Source organism: Shimia gijangensis (genome assembly GCF_900142085.1).
In the GTDB taxonomy this organism is placed as follows: Bacteria; Pseudomonadota; Alphaproteobacteria; order Rhodobacterales; family Rhodobacteraceae; genus Shimia; species Shimia gijangensis.
In genome coordinates this window covers 16,704-33,292 of the sequence record NZ_FQZQ01000018.1, presented here as the reverse complement: position 1 = coordinate 33,292, position 16,589 = coordinate 16,704, and the positions used below count along the sequence as shown (strand labels likewise).

At 55.2% G+C, this 16,589-nt stretch carries 16 protein-coding genes; 8 read left to right on the top strand and 8 right to left on the bottom strand.

The annotated features are described in order from the left end of the window. Positions 1 to 51 precede the first annotated feature (51 nt). Positions 52 to 423, bottom strand: coding sequence for a MerR family transcriptional regulator (locus BUC32_RS14955; protein WP_073254571.1), 372 nt, complete (start codon positions 421 to 423; stop codon positions 52 to 54). Between the two features lie 114 nt (positions 424 to 537). Between BUC32_RS14955 and BUC32_RS14950 the strand changes: the two genes are divergently transcribed. The 3 genes from BUC32_RS14950 to BUC32_RS14940 are packed head-to-tail and all read left to right on the top strand — an operon-like array spanning position 538 to position 2,784. After that, positions 538 to 963 carry a PaaI family thioesterase gene (locus tag BUC32_RS14950; RefSeq protein ID WP_073254568.1) on the top strand — a complete coding sequence of 142 codons (426 nt, stop codon included), beginning with the start codon at positions 538 to 540 and terminating at the stop codon, positions 961 to 963. After that, positions 960 to 1,472: a PaaI family thioesterase gene (locus tag BUC32_RS14945; RefSeq protein WP_073254565.1), complete on the top strand. Its 513-nt coding sequence runs from the start codon at positions 960 to 962 to the stop codon at positions 1,470 to 1,472. Before BUC32_RS14950 ends, BUC32_RS14945 begins: the two co-directional genes overlap by 4 nt. After that, positions 1,465 to 2,784 carry an MATE family efflux transporter gene (locus BUC32_RS14940; RefSeq protein ID WP_073254562.1) on the top strand — a complete coding sequence of 440 codons (1,320 nt, stop codon included), beginning with the start codon at positions 1,465 to 1,467 and terminating at the stop codon, positions 2,782 to 2,784. Before BUC32_RS14945 ends, BUC32_RS14940 begins: the two co-directional genes overlap by 8 nt. Before the next feature lie 103 nt (positions 2,785 to 2,887). On the opposite strand, the gene arsC is transcribed toward BUC32_RS14940, so the two are convergent. From arsC to BUC32_RS14925, 3 genes are read right to left on the bottom strand one after another with little or no spacing between them, the layout of a single operon-like run. After that, on the bottom strand, positions 2,888 to 3,226 hold the full coding sequence (gene arsC, locus BUC32_RS14935; RefSeq protein WP_073254559.1) for an arsenate reductase (glutaredoxin): 339 nt from the start codon (positions 3,224 to 3,226) through the stop codon (positions 2,888 to 2,890). Further along, on the bottom strand, positions 3,223 to 4,281 hold the full coding sequence (locus BUC32_RS14930) for a quinone-dependent dihydroorotate dehydrogenase (RefSeq protein WP_073254556.1): 1,059 nt from the start codon (positions 4,279 to 4,281) through the stop codon (positions 3,223 to 3,225). The genes arsC and BUC32_RS14930 overlap by 4 nt, the downstream gene beginning before the upstream one ends. After that, positions 4,278 to 4,619, bottom strand: a complete 342-nt coding sequence (locus BUC32_RS14925) for a DUF952 domain-containing protein (RefSeq protein ID WP_073254708.1) — start codon at positions 4,617 to 4,619, stop codon at positions 4,278 to 4,280. The genes BUC32_RS14930 and BUC32_RS14925 overlap by 4 nt, the downstream gene beginning before the upstream one ends. 112 nt (positions 4,620 to 4,731) lie before the next feature. On the opposite strand from BUC32_RS14925, the gene BUC32_RS14920 reads away from it, so the two are divergent. Continuing rightward, positions 4,732 to 6,306, top strand: a complete 1,575-nt coding sequence (locus BUC32_RS14920) for a bifunctional metallophosphatase/5'-nucleotidase (RefSeq protein WP_073254553.1) — start codon at positions 4,732 to 4,734, stop codon at positions 6,304 to 6,306. 64 nt (positions 6,307 to 6,370) lie between these two features. After that, positions 6,371 to 6,676 carry a DnaJ family domain-containing protein gene (locus BUC32_RS14915; RefSeq protein WP_073254550.1) on the top strand — a complete coding sequence of 102 codons (306 nt, stop codon included), beginning with the start codon at positions 6,371 to 6,373 and terminating at the stop codon, positions 6,674 to 6,676. Here BUC32_RS14915 and BUC32_RS14910 read toward each other — a convergent pair. From BUC32_RS14910 to BUC32_RS14900, 3 genes are read right to left on the bottom strand one after another with little or no spacing between them, the layout of a single operon-like run. Next, positions 6,673 to 8,412, bottom strand: coding sequence for a tetratricopeptide repeat-containing sulfotransferase family protein (locus BUC32_RS14910; RefSeq protein ID WP_073254547.1), 1,740 nt, complete (start codon positions 8,410 to 8,412; stop codon positions 6,673 to 6,675). The two genes, BUC32_RS14915 and BUC32_RS14910, sit on opposite strands and share 4 nt — an antisense overlap. An 18-nt stretch (positions 8,413 to 8,430) precedes the next feature. Beyond that, on the bottom strand, positions 8,431 to 10,182 hold the full coding sequence (locus BUC32_RS14905) for a tetratricopeptide repeat-containing sulfotransferase family protein (RefSeq protein WP_073254544.1): 1,752 nt from the start codon (positions 10,180 to 10,182) through the stop codon (positions 8,431 to 8,433). Positions 10,183 to 10,191: 9 nt separating this feature from the next. Next, positions 10,192 to 11,937: a tetratricopeptide repeat-containing sulfotransferase family protein gene (locus tag BUC32_RS14900; RefSeq protein ID WP_073254541.1), complete on the bottom strand. Its 1,746-nt coding sequence runs from the start codon at positions 11,935 to 11,937 to the stop codon at positions 10,192 to 10,194. A gap of 62 nt (positions 11,938 to 11,999) precedes the next feature. Here BUC32_RS14900 and BUC32_RS14895 point away from each other — a divergent pair, with 62 nt between their 5' ends. From BUC32_RS14895 to BUC32_RS14885, 3 genes are all read left to right on the top strand, one after another. Next, positions 12,000 to 12,653 carry an SOS response-associated peptidase gene (locus BUC32_RS14895; RefSeq protein WP_073254539.1) on the top strand — a complete coding sequence of 218 codons (654 nt, stop codon included), beginning with the start codon at positions 12,000 to 12,002 and terminating at the stop codon, positions 12,651 to 12,653. A gap of 120 nt (positions 12,654 to 12,773) precedes the next feature. Next, positions 12,774 to 13,595 (top strand): bifunctional allantoicase/(S)-ureidoglycine aminohydrolase, encoded by an 822-nt coding sequence (locus tag BUC32_RS14890; protein WP_073254705.1) that lies wholly within the window; start codon positions 12,774 to 12,776, stop codon positions 13,593 to 13,595. 158 nt (positions 13,596 to 13,753) lie between these two features. After that, positions 13,754 to 14,752, top strand: a complete 999-nt coding sequence (locus tag BUC32_RS14885) for a type I glyceraldehyde-3-phosphate dehydrogenase (RefSeq protein WP_073254537.1) — start codon at positions 13,754 to 13,756, stop codon at positions 14,750 to 14,752. On the opposite strand, the gene BUC32_RS14880 is transcribed toward BUC32_RS14885, so the two are convergent. Then, entirely contained in the window at positions 14,749 to 16,521 is a 1,773-nt protein-coding gene (locus tag BUC32_RS14880) for an SLC13 family permease (protein WP_073254535.1), read from the bottom strand. The two genes, BUC32_RS14885 and BUC32_RS14880, sit on opposite strands and share 4 nt — an antisense overlap. Positions 16,522 to 16,589 lie beyond the last annotated feature (68 nt).

Below are 16,589 nucleotides of genomic sequence, written 5' to 3'. Positions count from 1 at the left end.
AAGTGAATTTTTTCAGAAAAGCGCAGTGGAAAAGTTGGTTTTGGGTCGCAATTAACCGTCGACCAATGCCGCTGTTTCGTCGCGCAACGTCTTTAGTTCGTGCATGGCTTCTTCCAGCTGGCGTTTTTGCTCTTCCAGCTCGGCGTATTGGCGATCAGCCATATCCACAAAGGCCTGCATCTGCGCCGAGGTGCCTTCGTGTTCATAAATCAGCAACCACTGGCGAATATCTTCGAGTTTGATCCCAAACCGACGCCCCCGCATGATCAACGTCATTCGCGCCACTTCCCGAGGACCAAAAAACCGGGACCGGCCTTCGCGGTCGGGTTGAAGCAGTTCAATATATTCATAGTAACGCAACGTTCTGGGCGTCACATCAAACTTGGCACACATTTCCTTAAAAGACAGGCGTTCTTCGGTCATTTGGTAATTCTCCAGTACCGCCAAGCCTATTCTGGCTTTTTGCGGGGTGCAACCGCCCCTTGCAGAGATCTGAAAATGAGGCTCATAAAGGACAGGGAAATTCAGGAAACGCACATGGCCCACCAAAAAGTAAAAATGGCAAAGCAGTTCATCAGCGCAATTCCACATTGCAAGGCGCTTGGTATGACGCTGACTGAAATCGGCGATGGAGTCGCTGTGATGGAGCTGCCTTATGACTTGCGTCTGGTCGGAGATCCGGAAACCGGTGTCCTGCACGGTGGGGCGGTGTCGGCGTTGATGGATACCTGCTGCGGGGCCGCCGCGATGAGTCACCCTTCATCGCCCGCCGGAACCGCAACCATTGATCTGCGGATCGACTATATGCGTGCTGCGACACCGGGTCAGAACGTGCGTACGCGCGCAGAATGCTATCACATCACCCGGTCAGTGGCTTTTGTGCGCGCGGTTGCGATGGATGATGACCAAGACAACCCCGTCGCGACAGCCACCGGGGCCTTTACAGTCGAGGGTCTGTCATGAGCCGCAAACCGATTGAACCCGTTCAGGTGGTCAAGCAACGCCGTGATGCCGCCCTCAGCGGGTTGGTGCATGGTGTGCCTTATGTACAGTATATGGGGATTGAATTTGATCGGCGCGGGGACGAACTGACCGCCGTGATGCCTTTCGATGAAAAACTGATCGGCAATCCTATGTTGCCTGCCTTGCACGGTGGGGCCATTGCCGGATTTCTGGAAACCACGGCGGTGATCGGGTTGGCGTGGTCGGTTCTTTGGGAGGACATCGAAACCGGCAATTTTGATTCAGATGAACTGGCAATCGGTCATTTGCCGCGTCTGCCCAAGACGATTGACTTTAACGTCGACTATTTGCGCTCTGGCCTGCCGCGAGATGCCTATGCGCGGGCGCGGGTCAACCGTTCGGGGCGCCGATACGCAAGCGTGCATGTCGAAGCCTGGCAAGATCAGCGTGGCAAACTGTTTGCACAAGCCACAGGTCACTTTTTGATGCCATCGAAACAGGATGGCTGAAACCCACGGGATCACCCATCGCCGGGTTCTGAAGACCGCCATTCCGATTGTGATTGCCAATTCCACGGTCCCCATTCTCGGGGCTGTGGATACGGGTGTGGTTGGGCAGCTGGGACTGGCGGCACCGATTGGCGCTGTAGGCATAGGCGCGATTGTTCTGACCACTTTTTATTGGGTGTTCGGGTTTTTGCGCATGGGCACAACCGGATTGACGTCGCAAGCCTATGGGGCAGGGCGCACCGGCGAAGTCTCGGCCATGTTGACCCGCTCTCTGATGCTGGGAGTGATTGCAGGCATCGCGATCATTCTGTTGCAAATCCCCCTCTATTGGCTGGCGTTCAAAATGTCGCCGGCCAGCGCAGAGGTCGAAGCATTGGCGCGCCAATACCTGCTGATCCGGGTCTACAGCGCACCTGCTGCAATCGCTCTTTATGGCGTCACTGGCTGGCTGATTGCGCTGGAACGCGCCCGGGCAGTTCTATGGCTCCAACTGTGGATGAACGGCCTGAATATCGTGTTGGATCTGTGGTTCGTGCTTGGTCTGGACTGGGGCGTTTCAGGCGTTGCTTTTGCGACGTTTCTGGCGGAATGGAGTGGTTTTGTTCTGGGCATTTGGCTATGTCGTGGCGCCTTTCGTGAACCCGCCTGGAGAGACTGGGTTCGGGTGTTTGATCGCGCGCGCCTGCGTGAAGTCATGGCAGTTAATTCTGACATTATGACTCGCTCGTTGATGCTACAGGCGATGTTTTTGTCGTTCATTTTCCTTGGTGCGCGGTTCGGCGATGTGACGCTGGCCGCAAATCAGGTACTGATGCAGTTCCTGCAAATTACCGGTCACGCGCTTGATGGCTTTGCTTTCGCAGCCGAAGCCTTGGTCGGCCAGGCGCTGGGTGCGCGCAACCGTCTGGCGTTGCGGCGGTCGGCCTGGATGAGCAGCCTTTGGGGTGTTGTGATCGTGGCGGTTCTTGCGCTTGCCTTTGCGCTCGCCGGAGGGGCCATCGTTGATCTATTGGCCAAGGCGCCGGATGTGCGGATCGAGGCACGGGCCTATCTGCCCTATATGGTGGCAGCTCCGCTTGTCGGTGTGACGAGCTGGATGCTGGATGGCATTTTCATAGGCGCGACTCGAACCCGCGACATGCGCAATATGATGGCCATATCGCTTTTGGTTTATGTGGCCGCGGTTCTGGTGCTCATGCCGCTCTGGGGAAACCACGGACTGTGGGTTGCGCTGCTGATCAGCTTTGTCGCGCGGGGGGTGACACTTTGGTTGAAATATCCCGCTCTCGAGCGTGCAGCCGGGGCCGATTAACCGGATATTGCGGTTGATCCGGTTTTGTACAAAACGGTTACGTGCCGAAAAAGTTTTGTACAAACCGGTTATTCTGCCAAAAACGCACGCGGCGCGATCTGTTTCAGAGAATTTCCAGAACAGCTTCGGGGGGGCGCCCAATGGCGGCTTTGTTGCCGGCAATTACAATCGGCCGTTCAATCAGTTTCGGACATTTCGCCATAGCAGAAATCAGGGTTTTGTCGTCATCAGATTTGGATAGGCCCAGCGCGGAAAACTCTGGTTCTTTTGGGCGCATCATGTCGATGGCCTTCATCCCCAGCAAGTCACGCACTGCAGTGATGTCGCTCTCGCTGAGCTTGGCTTCTAGGTATTTTACAACCTCAACCGCGCCTTTTTCCTCAACAAGAGCAAGCGTTTGACGCGATTTTGAACAGCGTGGATTGTGCCAGATGGTAATCATAGCCAATTCTCCCGTTTGCTGCCTACCGCCTCGGCGACATTGCCAAACCCGTCTTGCTCTAACAGCTTATCCAGCCCGCGAATGATGTCTTCCGCGAGGGACAAACCGCCATAGACCAGCGCGGTATAGAGCTGCACCACCGATGCGCCTGCGCAGATCTTGTCATATGCGTCCTGCGCATTGCAGATACCGCCCACGCCCACCAGTGGCATCTTGCCTTCGGTCAGCTGCGACAAACGCGCCAGAACACGCGTGGACTTAGTGAATAATGGGGCGCCAGACAGGCCGCCAGCTTCATTTTTATGCTGAGATGTCAGTGCCTTGCGATCCAGTGTTGTGTTCGTGGTAATCACGGCGTCCAGTTTGGACTCGATCGCCACTTCCGCGATTTCCGCGATCTCTGCATCCGACAAATCAGGCGCAATTTTTAGGAACACAGGGATGTGTTTGGCCAGTCCGTTACGGGTCTCCATGACACCCGCCAGCAGGGCAGACAAAGCCGCTTTGCCTTGCAAATCCCGGAGCTTTTCGGTGTTTGGCGATGATACATTCACCGTGGCGAAATCCAAATGCGCACCACAACACGCCAGCACTTTGGCAAAATCGCTGGCACGGTCGTCGCTGTCTTTGTTGGCCCCAAGGTTAAGGCCAATCACGGCGTCTTTGGGTCGGTTTGCCAGTCGTGCTGCAATCGCCTCCATCCCGTCGTTGTTAAAGCCAAACCGGTTGATGGCGGCGTAGTCTTCGGTCAGGCGGAACAGCCGTGGCTTTGGGTTGCCGGGCTGTGGGCGAGGCGTCGCAGCCCCCACTTCGAAAAACCCAAACCCCGCTTTGGAAAGACCTTTTAAGGCAGTGGCGTTTTTGTCAAATCCAGCGGCCAATCCCACAGGGTTCGCCAGATCAATCCCTGCGAAAGTGGTCTTCAGCCGATCTGACGTAATCTTACCCGGGGCCGGGGCCAACCCCATCTGCAAGGCGCGCAAGGCCCAGCCATGCGCCGCTTCGGGATCAATCGAGCGCAAAGCCCGCATACCAAAGGTTTCAATGAGTTTCATAAGCCAAGTCCTGCCGGGAATTGATGCACCCCGTCTTGCAGCGGCAAGGGCTGCGCCCAGGCCACATCTTCGATTTTGAAAACCCGGTAAAGATGAGGGAACAATGCCCCTCCGCGCGATGGTTCCCAAACCAGATCGTCCCCCAAAGCGTCAGTCTCAACACCAAGAAGAAACAAACCCTTTTCACCCGCAAAATGCTTGGCAGCAGTTTCGGCGGCCTGCTCAGCAGTTGAAAAATGCACATAGCCATCGGTGACATCGATAGGCGCCCCGGCGGTCTCGCCGTTTGCGCGCAACTCAGCCCATTCTGTGGACCGGAAAATCTTGAAAATCAGCATAAAACCCATGTGCAACGCTTCGGCCGCAAGGTCAAGCGAGAGAAGTTTTGACTCAAAGGTCAAAACGGAGTCACCATTGCCCTTTAAATTGTCCAACGGAAGGGGAGTGCCGATGTTTTCTCGTGTCATGACAAGTGTGGCCGCCATCGCTTTTAGTACTGGTGCAGCAATGGCAGATTATTCGCTGACCATATTGCACACCAACGATTTTCACTCACGATTTGAACCGATTAGCAAATATGATTCAGGGTGTTCGGAGGACAAAAACGTCGAAGGCAAATGCTTTGGTGGTTCGGCCCGATTGATGACAGCAGTCGCCGAAGCGCGTGCGCGTTCTAACAATGCGATTCTCGTGGATGGTGGTGACCAGTTTCAGGGCACGCTATTTTACACCTATTATAAGGGCAAAGCTGCCGCCGAGATGATGAACAAAATGGGGTATGACGGCATGACCGTCGGCAACCACGAGTTTGACGATGGCCCGGAAGTGCTGCGTGGCTTTATGGATGCGGTGAACTTTCCGGTTGTGATGTCCAACGCGGATGTCAGTGCCGAAGAAATGCTCGCTGGCAAACTGCAGAAATCGGTGGTCATCGAAAGAGGTGGTGAAAAGATCGGCCTGATTGGCCTGACACCTCAGGACACGGATGAGCTGGCCAGCCCGGGTCCCAATGTGACCTTTTCTGATCCGGTGGCCGCGGTGCAGGGCGAAGTCGACAAATTGACCGAAATGGGCGTGAACAAGATCATCGTGCTCAGCCACTCGGGGTATGGCGTCGATCAGCATGTTGCGGCCAAAACCACGGGTGTGGATGTGATCGTGGGCGGACATGATAACACCTATCTGTCCAACACGTCAGACCGCGCCAAAGGGCCATATCCGACCATGGTGGGCAGCACGGCAATTGTGCAGGCCTACGCATACGGCAAATTTCTGGGTGAATTGAATGTCACCTTCAATGACGCAGGCGAGATCACCGAAGCGGTCGGTGAGCCTATCATCATGGATGCTGCCGTGGCTGAAGACGGGGACACCAAGGCGCGTATCGCCGAGCTGGCCGGGCCGCTGGAAGAAATTCGTCAAAAGGTTGTGGCTTCGGCAGCCGAGCCCATCGTCGGTGATCGTGAAGTATGCCGGGTACAGGAATGCGCCATGGGCAATCTGATTGCTGACGCCATGCTGGATCGCGTAGCGGATCAAGGTGTGAGCATCGCGATTGCCAACTCGGGTGGCATTCGCGCCTCAATTGACACGGGCGAGGTGACTATGGGCGAAGTGCTGACGGTGCTGCCGTTCCAAAACACGCTGTCGACCTTTCAGGTGTCGGGTCAAACTGTGATAGACGCGCTGGAAAACGGCGTGAGCCAGGTAGAAGAGGTCAAAGGCCGCTTCCCACAAGTCGCGGGCCTAAAGTTTTCTTGGAGTGCTGAGGTTGCACCAAACGAAGGACGAGTCAGTGATGTGATGGTGATGGAAGGCGGCGCGTGGGGACCGATTGATCCGGCCAAAACCTACACACTGGTGTCGAACAACTATGTGCGGGGCGGTGGCGACGGTTACAAAATGTTCCGCAGTGCCGAAAATGCCTATGACTACGGCCCTGATCTGGCGGATGTTTTGGCCGAGTACATGGCCAAGAATGCGCCCTACACGTCGTATACAGATGGGCGCATCACCCAGAAGTAAATGCGCTGTCTTGACAGTCGCGACCCCGCCGGGAAACTGGCGGGGTCTTTTATTCGGAGTGCTCATGGATCATCCGCTATTCGATCTGATTGATCAGAAAATCCAGCAAGCCCAGAAAGACGGCGCCTTTGATAATCTCGAAGGGGCGGGCAAACCGCTGCCTCAGGAGGATGATCCCCAAGACGCGCTTTTGAACCGGCTTGTTCGGGAGAGTGGCGGTGTGCCTGAATACGTTTCAATCAGCCGAGAGCTAAGCCGGCTGAGAGAAGAATTGCGCGAAACCGGTGACCGGACCCAACGCCAGGACATCCTAAAAGAGATGTCGATGATGGAAACCCGCCTTGAGATCGCGCGCACGTCTTTCCGTTAGTCGAGATCGGGCCAAAGCGCTGGATCAAGAGCATCACAAAATGGGGCCAGAGCCTTTTCAAAGCGGCGCCAACCACCCAGTGACTTTTGATGAACCCCTTGACGTACTTGTGTCACGGACGCCGTGCGCACCATTGCGGTGTTTTTTTCCGGGGCGGCCATTTCGGCGATCCAGTCTAACCCGCAGAACTTTGCCATCTCGCGGCTTGCCCCTTCGATGTCAGACACGATGTCTTTGTAATCTAATGTTAAAATGCGATCCGGATACAAGTCTTGCCAATGCGTCATGTAACGTCGGTACAAGTTCGCTTGGTAGGCCATAGCACGCTGATCAAAGGTGAAGTTCATCCAAGGATTGGGAAAAAAGTTTCTCCACATCGACAATGCTACATCGCGCGGGTCCCGGGTAAGGTGCACAAATACTGCGTCGGGGAAGGTTTTTAGCAAGGCATCAACATACCGATAGTTGGCAGGCATTTTATCCACGAAAGCCTGCACTTTGAGTGCCGCTTCTGGCAGATCGTCCTGAAAGGCCGCTGCGAGGGTCACTGGGTCAAAAGCCCCCTTGCTTAATGCGGGATCCAAAACCCGCGATGCCGCTTCCATTTCACCGCAACTTGCCACCTGAGGATGCGCACTCAGGACCATTTCACACAAAGTGGTTCCCGAGCGGGGCTGCCCGATGATGAATATCGGGCGCGGCATTGATTTGACCTCAGGGTCACGGTCATTTGTCGAAGTCAGTTTTCGGGTCAGCGTTTCAAATTCTGCCTCTGCCACTTTTTTGTTGAAGGGGCGTGTTTTGGCAGTCAGGGAATTTGCCCGGGCCAGAGCGGAAGCCGCGCCTTCATAATCTTTGTGCTGGAACAATAAGTTGCCCATGGCAAAGTTTAACGACGCTTGCCCCTCGGATTTCTGAGGAAGCTGCTTCAACGCAGCCTCAAGTGCAGGTTTGAGCTTTGTGTTTTCTTCCGCCGTTTGCGCAAGAACCAAGGCTCGAAAACTTTGTGCGTCCAAGGGATCGGCTTCGATCAGGCGATGATACTCGGCCTTGGCGGCTTCGCCTTGCCCTGCTTGAGCAAGCTGAATTGCCAAAAACCTTCGGGCTCGCAAATCTGACGGGCGAATTTGAAGAGCCTGTTGCAAGACAGCAAGTGCATCGTCCGTGCGATGGCGTCGGGTCAAAGGCTCGGCCATGTTTACAAGCGGAGTTGGGTCCGATGGCGCAAGATCAAAGGCTTGTTGAAAATCCGCAATCGCTGCATCGTCCTCTCTTACACAATCATGGGCCGCGCCTCTGAGGGCCCAGATCTCGGAAATTTTAGTTTCACTTTCAAGAGCTTGAGATGTGGTGGCAATGGCGTCATGGAACCGTTCGAGTGCCATTTCGGCATTTGCCTTCAGGATCATCAAAGGTACGGTTTCATCGCGCTTTTTCAAAAGGCGGTCAACTAATTCCAGCGCCTTTTCAGCACGCCCGGCTTGAACAAGGACCCTCAGAAGGTTGTCTTGTGTGCCCGCATCACCGGGCGCAAGCGCCAGAGCTTTGTTGAAAAACGAAACGGCTTGCGGGAAATTCCCGGCCTGGGCGTGTGCCGACCCTGCAGCATTGGCAAAACCGATTTCACGAGGAAATTTCTTAAATGCGGCGGTGGCGGTTTTCGCAGCCCCAGTGAATTGTCCCGCGCGCATCTGGGCGGTGATTTTTTGCATCTGAATCTGCGCCGGATTTGCCATTGTCAAATCACCTTTTGATTAGTCGAGATCAAGTTCGGGCCACAAATCCCGGTCGAGTGCGTCATTGAAAGGCCGCAGCGATGGTTCCATTGCCCGCCACCCGCCGACGGATTTCTTGTGAACGCCCTGACGGACTTGAACGACTGAGGCCGTATTCACCTGAGCCGCGTTTTTCTCGGGCGCGGCCATAGCTTCAGTCCAGTTTAGTCCGCAGAAATCGGCCAATTTGCGGCTGGCGAGTTCGACATCTGCAACAATATCGGCATAGTCCAGAGACAAGATCTGGTCCGGATACCGCTGATCCCATAGGTTCATATAGCGGCGATACAAGTTCGCCTGGTGGGCCATCCAGTTCATATTATATGTAAAATTCATCCAGTTTCCGAAGAAATAATTGCGCCACATTGACCACGCGACATCGCGTGGGTCCCGGGCTATGTGCACGACCCGAGCCTCAGGAAAAGCGGTCAGCAAATGACCAATGAACCTATAGTTTCCCGGCATTTTATCGACAAATCGGTTGGCGCCTTTTGTGTCGGCTGGCAGATGACGCAGATATCGTAATTTGAACAGGTCAGCATCAAAAGGCCGTGAATAGTCTTCAAATGCTACCATTGCGTCTGGGCCGGCTTCCAGCTCTCCACAGCTGATCACATCCGAATGGGCCGTCAGGATCATCTCGGTCAAAGTTGTGCCTGACCGTGGTTGTCCCAGCACAAAAATGGGTTGAAGCGTGGTGTTTCCCTCAGATGTGCCGGTCTGTTTCAAACCTTTGGAATGTTCACAAATGGCCTCAAACTCACGCTCTGCATGGGCCGGGTCATAGGGGCGTAGACTGGCCGCAGCTTTGTTGGCCATGGCCAGATGTTTTGTCGCGCCGCGTTCGTCCCCCTGTCGCAACAGGATATTGCCAAGCCCGAAACTCGCGAGCACAAAATCAAATGAATTTCGTCGTGTTTTACCCAGCGCGGCCTGAAGTTGAGGTAAAAAGGCCTCGTTCTGGTCCCGGGTCTGAGATTGGGCAAGCTCAAACAAAGCAAAGCCATGTGTGGGGTTAAGGTCGAGCACCTTGTAGAAATGCTCAGCGGCTTCTTCAAAGCGACCCATGGTAGTGAGTTGGCTGGCCAGGTTGTAGCGCGCGCCAAAGTGGTTAGGCGCAAGCTGCACTGCCTTCAGGGCGACTTGATAAGCCTCTTCGTTGCGAAGGCGTTTGGCCAGAAGGGGGCTGATATAGGTCAAAGTATCAGGATCCGTCGGATTGAGAGCCTGAGCTTTCTCCAGATCGGCCAACCCTTCATCAATTTCACCAATTTCCGCCAGCGCCAGCCCCCGGATGTTCAATGCGGGAACCATTTCAGGCGCATGTTGCAGGGCCTGTGATGCTGCCTCAATCACGGCTTGCTCTTCGCCTTGGTCATTGTGCGACAACGCGCGCAGAAAGTACAAATGTGCCGGGGCATCGCGGTTGGTGAGAAAGCGGTCGATCAACTCTCGAGCCTTGTCACGTTGATCCGCCATGATCAGCGACTGAACAAGATTGTTTTGAAGCTCTTCATGTCCGGGTGACAGTTTCAAGGCCTTCAAAAAATAGCTGCTGGCCAGTGGGTGTTGCCCCAGATTGGACAATGCGCTGCCTGCCAGATTTGCAAATTCACCAGACTTGGGATGTTTCTTAAAGGCCGCTCGCGCCGACTTGGCTGCGAACTTAAACTGCCCGGCGTCGAGCTGAGCTGCTATTTTCTCGGCGGTTTGTTGCAACGGGTTTTGCATTTTTGCCCCTCAATCCAGGTCGGGCCACAAGTCCCGGTCGAGCGCATCAATAAAGGGTCGTAGCGACGGTTCCATTGCGCGCCATCCACCGAGGGATTTTTTGTGAACTCCTTGGCGGACTTGCACGACAGACGCTGTGCGTACCTTTGCCTTGTTGCGCTCTGGAGAGGCCATCTCGGGTATCCAGTCAACGCCACATTGCTCGGCTAACTGGTGGCTGGCGGCCTCAACGTCAGAGACAATGTCGCGATAGTTCAACGTCAAAATACGGTCGCCGTACAAAGTGTTCCAATGTTGCATATAGCGTTGGTACAGGTTGGCGTTAAACGCCATCGCTTTGAGTTCAAAGGTGAAATTCAGCCACCCCGACGGGAAATGGCTGCGCCACATCGAAAGCGCCACATCACGCGGATCGCGGGCGATATGTACAATGCCTGCATTGGGAAAAGCATGAAGCAAGAAGCCTATGAACCGATAATTGGCAGGCATTTTGTCGACAAAGGCCAATGTGCCCGGGTCCATTTTTGGCAATCTCTGACGATACTCGCGGGCAAAAGTCGCCGCATCGAACGTCTCTTGACCTTCGACAATTGGCAATGTGATCTTGCCGACACCCGGCAGCTCTCCACAGGACTGCACGTCGGGATGCGACGTGAGGATCATCTCGGTCAGGGTCGTGCCTGACCGTGGCTGCCCAAGCACGAAAATTGGCTGCGGAGCATCGATATCCCCGGTTTCAGGAGCCAGATCACCGGCAGGGAACATCGAAACGATGCGATCAAACTCTGCCTCGGCGACAGTGCGATCATAGGGTCTCATCTGGGCTGAAAGTGCGTTGGACGCCGCCAAGAAACGGCCTGCCTGTTCAAAGTTGCCCTGTTGATACAACAAGTTGCCCATACCAAGGTTCAAATAGATCTGCACCGGGGCTTTCTTCGGCGATTTGGCGATAGCCGTGCGCAGCTTGGGCTCCAATTCTGCATTGCGGTCTTTGGACTGCGTCAGCACCAGTTCTGAATAGGCTTCGCCGTGCAACGGATCTATCTCTAACAGCTTGTGATACTGGGCAATCGCATCTTCAACCCGACCAACTTCGGCCAGTTGCACCGCATATCGATGGTTTGCGTTGATATGGTCCGGCCGCAGTGTCAGTGCCGTTTCAATAGCGACCATCGCCTCGTCTGTGCGGTCCAATCTGGACAGCGGAATACCCATATTGGCAAGGGGATCCGGATCAGCCGGAGTCAGTTCATGTGCAATTTCGAAATCTGCATAGGCCAGCTCGTCTTGCCCCAGGTCAGTATGGGCGATGCCTCTGATGTTGTAGGACAGAGACATTTTGGGACTGGCCGCAATGGCCTTGCTCGCAGCTTCGATTACCGCTTCGGGATTTCCCTGACGGGCGCAAGACGAGGCTTTGAGGTGGTACAACTGGGATGGGTCGGCACGGCGGGGCAAAAGCTTGTCAATCAGCTCGTTGGCCTTGGTGTGCTGATCGGTCATCACAAGTGCCTGAATAAGGTTATCCTGAACGCCCGGATCGCCGGGTGTGATCTTAAGAGCTTTGGAGAAAAAGCTGATGGCTTCGCGCAGGTTTCCGGATTGGGCCATGGCCATACCGGCAGCGTTGGCAAAGTTACCTTCGCGGGGGAACTTTTTAAGTGCGGCCTTTGCGGCCTTTGCGGCTTGGACAAACTGTCCTGCATTCATCAGAGACATGACTTTTTGTGCGTGTTGCTGATGAGTGACTGCCATGATCACGACCTTTGCGAAAATTCCAGTATGAGCCTTAAACGACCCGGTGTTAGGATGTATACATGTGCGGCAGATTTGCAATCACCTTACCCCATGACGCGATGGCGCAGCTGTTTTCTGCGGCACCGGCAAACGATCTGCCTGATGTGCCGAATTTCAACGTGTGCCCGACAACGCAAGTGCATGTGGTGCGCGGTTCGGAAAACGGGCGCAGATTGGTGGCGATGCGCTGGGGGTTCCTGCCGCATTGGTACAAGGCCACGGAAGGCGGGCCATTGCTGATCAATGCGCGTGCTGAAACCATTGCCGAAAAACCAGCTTTTCGCGCGGCCTGCCGGGAAAGCCGTTGCCTGATCCCTGTGACGGGCTTTTATGAATGGACCAAGGACGACGACGGTGTGCGGTGGCCTTGGTATATTCACAGTCAGGGTCCTCTGGCTTTGGCCGGTATCTGGCAAAACTGGAGTTTTGAAGACCTGACGTTCGACACCTGCGCCATTGTTACAACCGGGGCGAACAAGACCATGTCTTCGATACATCACCGCATGCCGGTCATTGTCAGTCACGAAGACTGGCCGCTTTGGTTGGGCGAAGAAGGGCACGGCGCGGCAAAACTGATGCAGGCGGCGCCTGATGATCTGTTGCAGTTTCATCAGGTGGATCGGGCAGTGAATTCAAACCGCGCCTGCGGCCCCGAGCTTATCGAACCGCTGTAGGTCGCGTGATTATCAAATAAACCAAGTTAATCTTTCAAGGTGGACTCAGTCGCTTGGCATTGGACCCCGATGGGATCGTGGGCCATGATGCCACCACCCCGGAACAGCCGAGATATGACGATGAGCAACCCGACATACTACACCCCAGCGGGCGGCCTGCCGCCGCAAACGCAACTTTTGACAGATCGCGCGATGTTCACCGATGCCTATGCGGTGATCCCGCGTGGCACGATGACAGATATTGTTACGTCCTTCTTGCCATTTTGGAGTGAGGCACGTTTCTGGGTGATTGCACGGCCATTGTCGGGGTTTGCGGAAACCTTTTCGCACTATATCGCTGAAGTGGCGCCCGGCGGCGGAAGTGAGCGGCCTGAGTTGGACAGTAACGCCCAAGGGGTGCTGTTTGTTACCGGCGGGGAAGTGACCCTAACAGTCGAAGGTGAACCGCATATTCTGGCCGAGGGTGGGTATGCCTATTTGCCGGCGGGTTGTCAGTGGACGCTCAAGAACAACAGCGAAGAACTTGCCAAGTTTCATTGGATTCGGAAGGCCTATGATGCTGTGGATGGGTTAGAAAAACCCGAAGCCTTTGTCGCCAATGAAAAAGAAATTGAGCCCACATGGATGCCCGGAACCGACAAAGCTTGGGGAACGACGCGTTTTGTGGATCCAACCGATCTGCGCCATGACATGCACGTGACCATCGTGACATTTGAACCCGGCGGCGTGATCCCATTTCCGGAAACCCATGTGATGGAGCACGGACTATATGTGCTCGAAGGCAAAGCAGTTTACCGTCTCAATCAGGATTGGGTCGAAGTTGAGGCCGGTGACTACATGTGGCTGCGCGCCTTCTGCCCACAAGCCTGCTATGCTGGTGGGCCGGGTCGGTTCCGCTATCTCCTCTACAAAGACGTCAATCGCCATATGAAGCTTGGCTGAGACCCGGCTTCATTATTTCCAAAGTACTATGAGGTCAGAGCGGCGTGCCTTGGCACGCCGACCGAGGGGCAACGCCCCTTGATGCCCGTCATCACAAAAATACACTGGCTTTTGCAGGGTAAACCCGTCGATAACGTCTCAACCCACAGGAGGCGCGCATGACCGATCAGAAAACCCGCATCTTTATGAATGGTTTTGGCCGAATTGGACGGACGTTGCTGCGTATTCTGGCCAAGGGTGAGCATTCGGACATTGAAATCATCGGCATCAACGACATTGAGCCGCTGGAAACCTGCGCCTATCTTTTTGAATACGATAGCGTGTTCGGCACCTATCTGGGCGCGGTCGAAACCGCCGACAAGGCTTTGATCCTTGATGGACACGCGATCCCGTTCCACGATGTGCATGATCTGCGTGATCTCGACCTAAGAAATGTGGACGTCGTTCTGGAATGCACCGGCATGGCCGGAACCCGGGATATGGCAGAACGGGGGCTTGAGGCGGGCGCAAAATCTGTGTTGATTTCAGGGCCTTCGGATGAGGCGGATGTGACCCTTGTGATAGGGGCAAACGAGGCCGCGCTTGGCGATCACCGGATTGTTTCAAACGCGTCGTGCACAACCAATGCTCTGGCCCCACTTCTCAAACTTCTGGATGCAGAATACGGCCTGATCAGTGGTCACATGACAACTGTGCATTGTTATACCGGCAGCCAACCCACTGTCGATAAACCCCGCGCCGATCTGGCCCGATCCCGGGCGGCAGCGCTTTCTATGGTGCCGACCACCACAAGTGCTGGCCGTTTGATCGACCAGGTCTTGCCCGATCTTGCAGGTCGGGTACTTGCGCGTGCGATCCGTGTTCCAACGGCCAGCGTGTCTGCGATTGATCTCACTATTCAGACCGACAAGCCAACAACGCAGGATGGGGTGAACACATTGCTCAAGGCCGAAGCGGACAAGGCACATTTGATTGGCTGGACGGAAAAGCCTTTGGTTTCCACCGATTTGCGCATGCGGCCTGAATCCTTGATCCTGTCAGCACAAGAAACGTCTGTTTCTGTGGGGGGCTTGCTGCGTGTCTTTGGCTGGTACGACAATGAATGGGGTTTTTCCTGTCGGATGCTGGATATGGCCCGCCTGATGGGGTGTCGTTAAAGCGGCCAGAACACCAGAATAGCAGGCACAGACACCGCCACGACCAGAATTTCCAACGGCAAACCCATGCGCCAATAATCGCCAAAGCGATATCCGCCGGGGCCAAGGATCAGGGTGTTGTTCTTGTGCCCAATCGGGGTCAGGAATGCGGATGACGCTGCCACAGCGACGGCCATCAAAAAAGGATCGGGCGACACGCCCAGCGTGTTGGCCATCTGGATGCCCACGGGTGCGGCCACAATTGTGGTGGCTGTGTTGTTTAACACATCAGACAGGGTCATCGTCACGATCATCAAGACAGTCAGCACCGCCCATGCGGGCATGCCATTCGTCAGGCCGACCAATGAATCCGCGATTAATTTGGTGCCACCCGCCTGCTCCAAGGCAGCGCCCAGCGGGATCATGGACCCAAGCAAAACCACGACCGGCCATTCAATATGGTCATAAAGCTCTGAGATTGGCATGATTTTCGTCAGCACATAGGCGACCACCACGATGCCCAAAGCCACCGGCAAATAGATCAGCCCAACTGAGGCCGCGAGCACCGCGCCACCAAACAGGCCGATGGCCAGCCAGACCTTTTTGTTGTCGGTGACGACATAGCCTTTGTCGGCCAGCGGCAAACATCCCAACCATTCGGTCACATCGCCGCCGCGATCTTTAGGCACCAACACCAACAGAATATCACCGGGGCGAATTTCGGTGCGCCGCACGTGGCTGGTGATGCGACGTCCCTCTCGGGAAATCCCCATCAGAACCGAGCGTTGCCGCCAAGCCAAACCCAAAGCTTGTGCTGTTTTTCCGGCAATCCGCGAACTGTCGGTCACAACCACTTCGATCATGTCGAGCCCTTCGCCCGCTGCTTTCAGATGCTCTTCGCGTTTTTCATCTGAGAAATTTAGGTTCAAAGCGGTGCGAAATTCGTCCAAAGCGTCCGGAGTGGCTTCAATGATCAGCGTGTCTTTGGCCAAAAGTTTAACGTTGCGTGCGGCACCATAGCGGCGTTTGCCGTCGCGGATCAGACCGATGATGGCGACATCGGCCTCGTCTGCTTCCTCTTGTAGCTCGGCCAACCGTAGCCCAAGCAATTTGCTTTCTGTCGGAACAGTCAGTTCGGCGATGTAACTATCAAGCTCAGAAACAGATTTTCCCGCATCTTCACGTGCCGGGATCAGTCGCCAGCCGATCAGCGCCACAAAAATTAGGCCAGCGATGGCCGTGATCCCACCCACTGGGGCGAAATCGAACATTTTGTAAGGCTCGCCCATGGCTTCGCCGCGAATAGCGGCGATGATGATGTTGGGCGGCGTGCCAATCAGTGTCGCCATGCCACCAAGGATCGTGGCGAACGACAGGGGCATCAGTGACAGGGCAGGGGACCGACCTGCCTTGCGCGCAGTCTGAATGTCGACAGGCATCAGCAGTGCAAGGGCGGCGACATTGTTCATGAAAGCTGACAGGATCGCGCCAATACTACCCATCAACGCAATATGGCTGCCAAGCCCGCGTGCGCTGTCGACCAAGGTGCGCGTGATCAGGAAGACAGCACCCGAGCGCATCAATCCGGCGGACACGACCAGCACCAATGCCACCACAATCGTGGCCGGGTGGCCAAAACCGCTAAAGGCATCTTTGGTGTCGACAACCCCCAGAACGACGCCCAGCAACAACGCCGAAAAGGCAATCAGGTCATAGCGAAATTTACCCCAGAGAAGAAAAATAAACACCAGCCCAAAAAGCGAAAACAGGATAATCTGATCAGTGGTCATGGCGCGCCTCGTTACCTGTCTGTTACCCAAACAAAGCGCAGCGTGATTGGCAAGCGGGCTGATGAAGC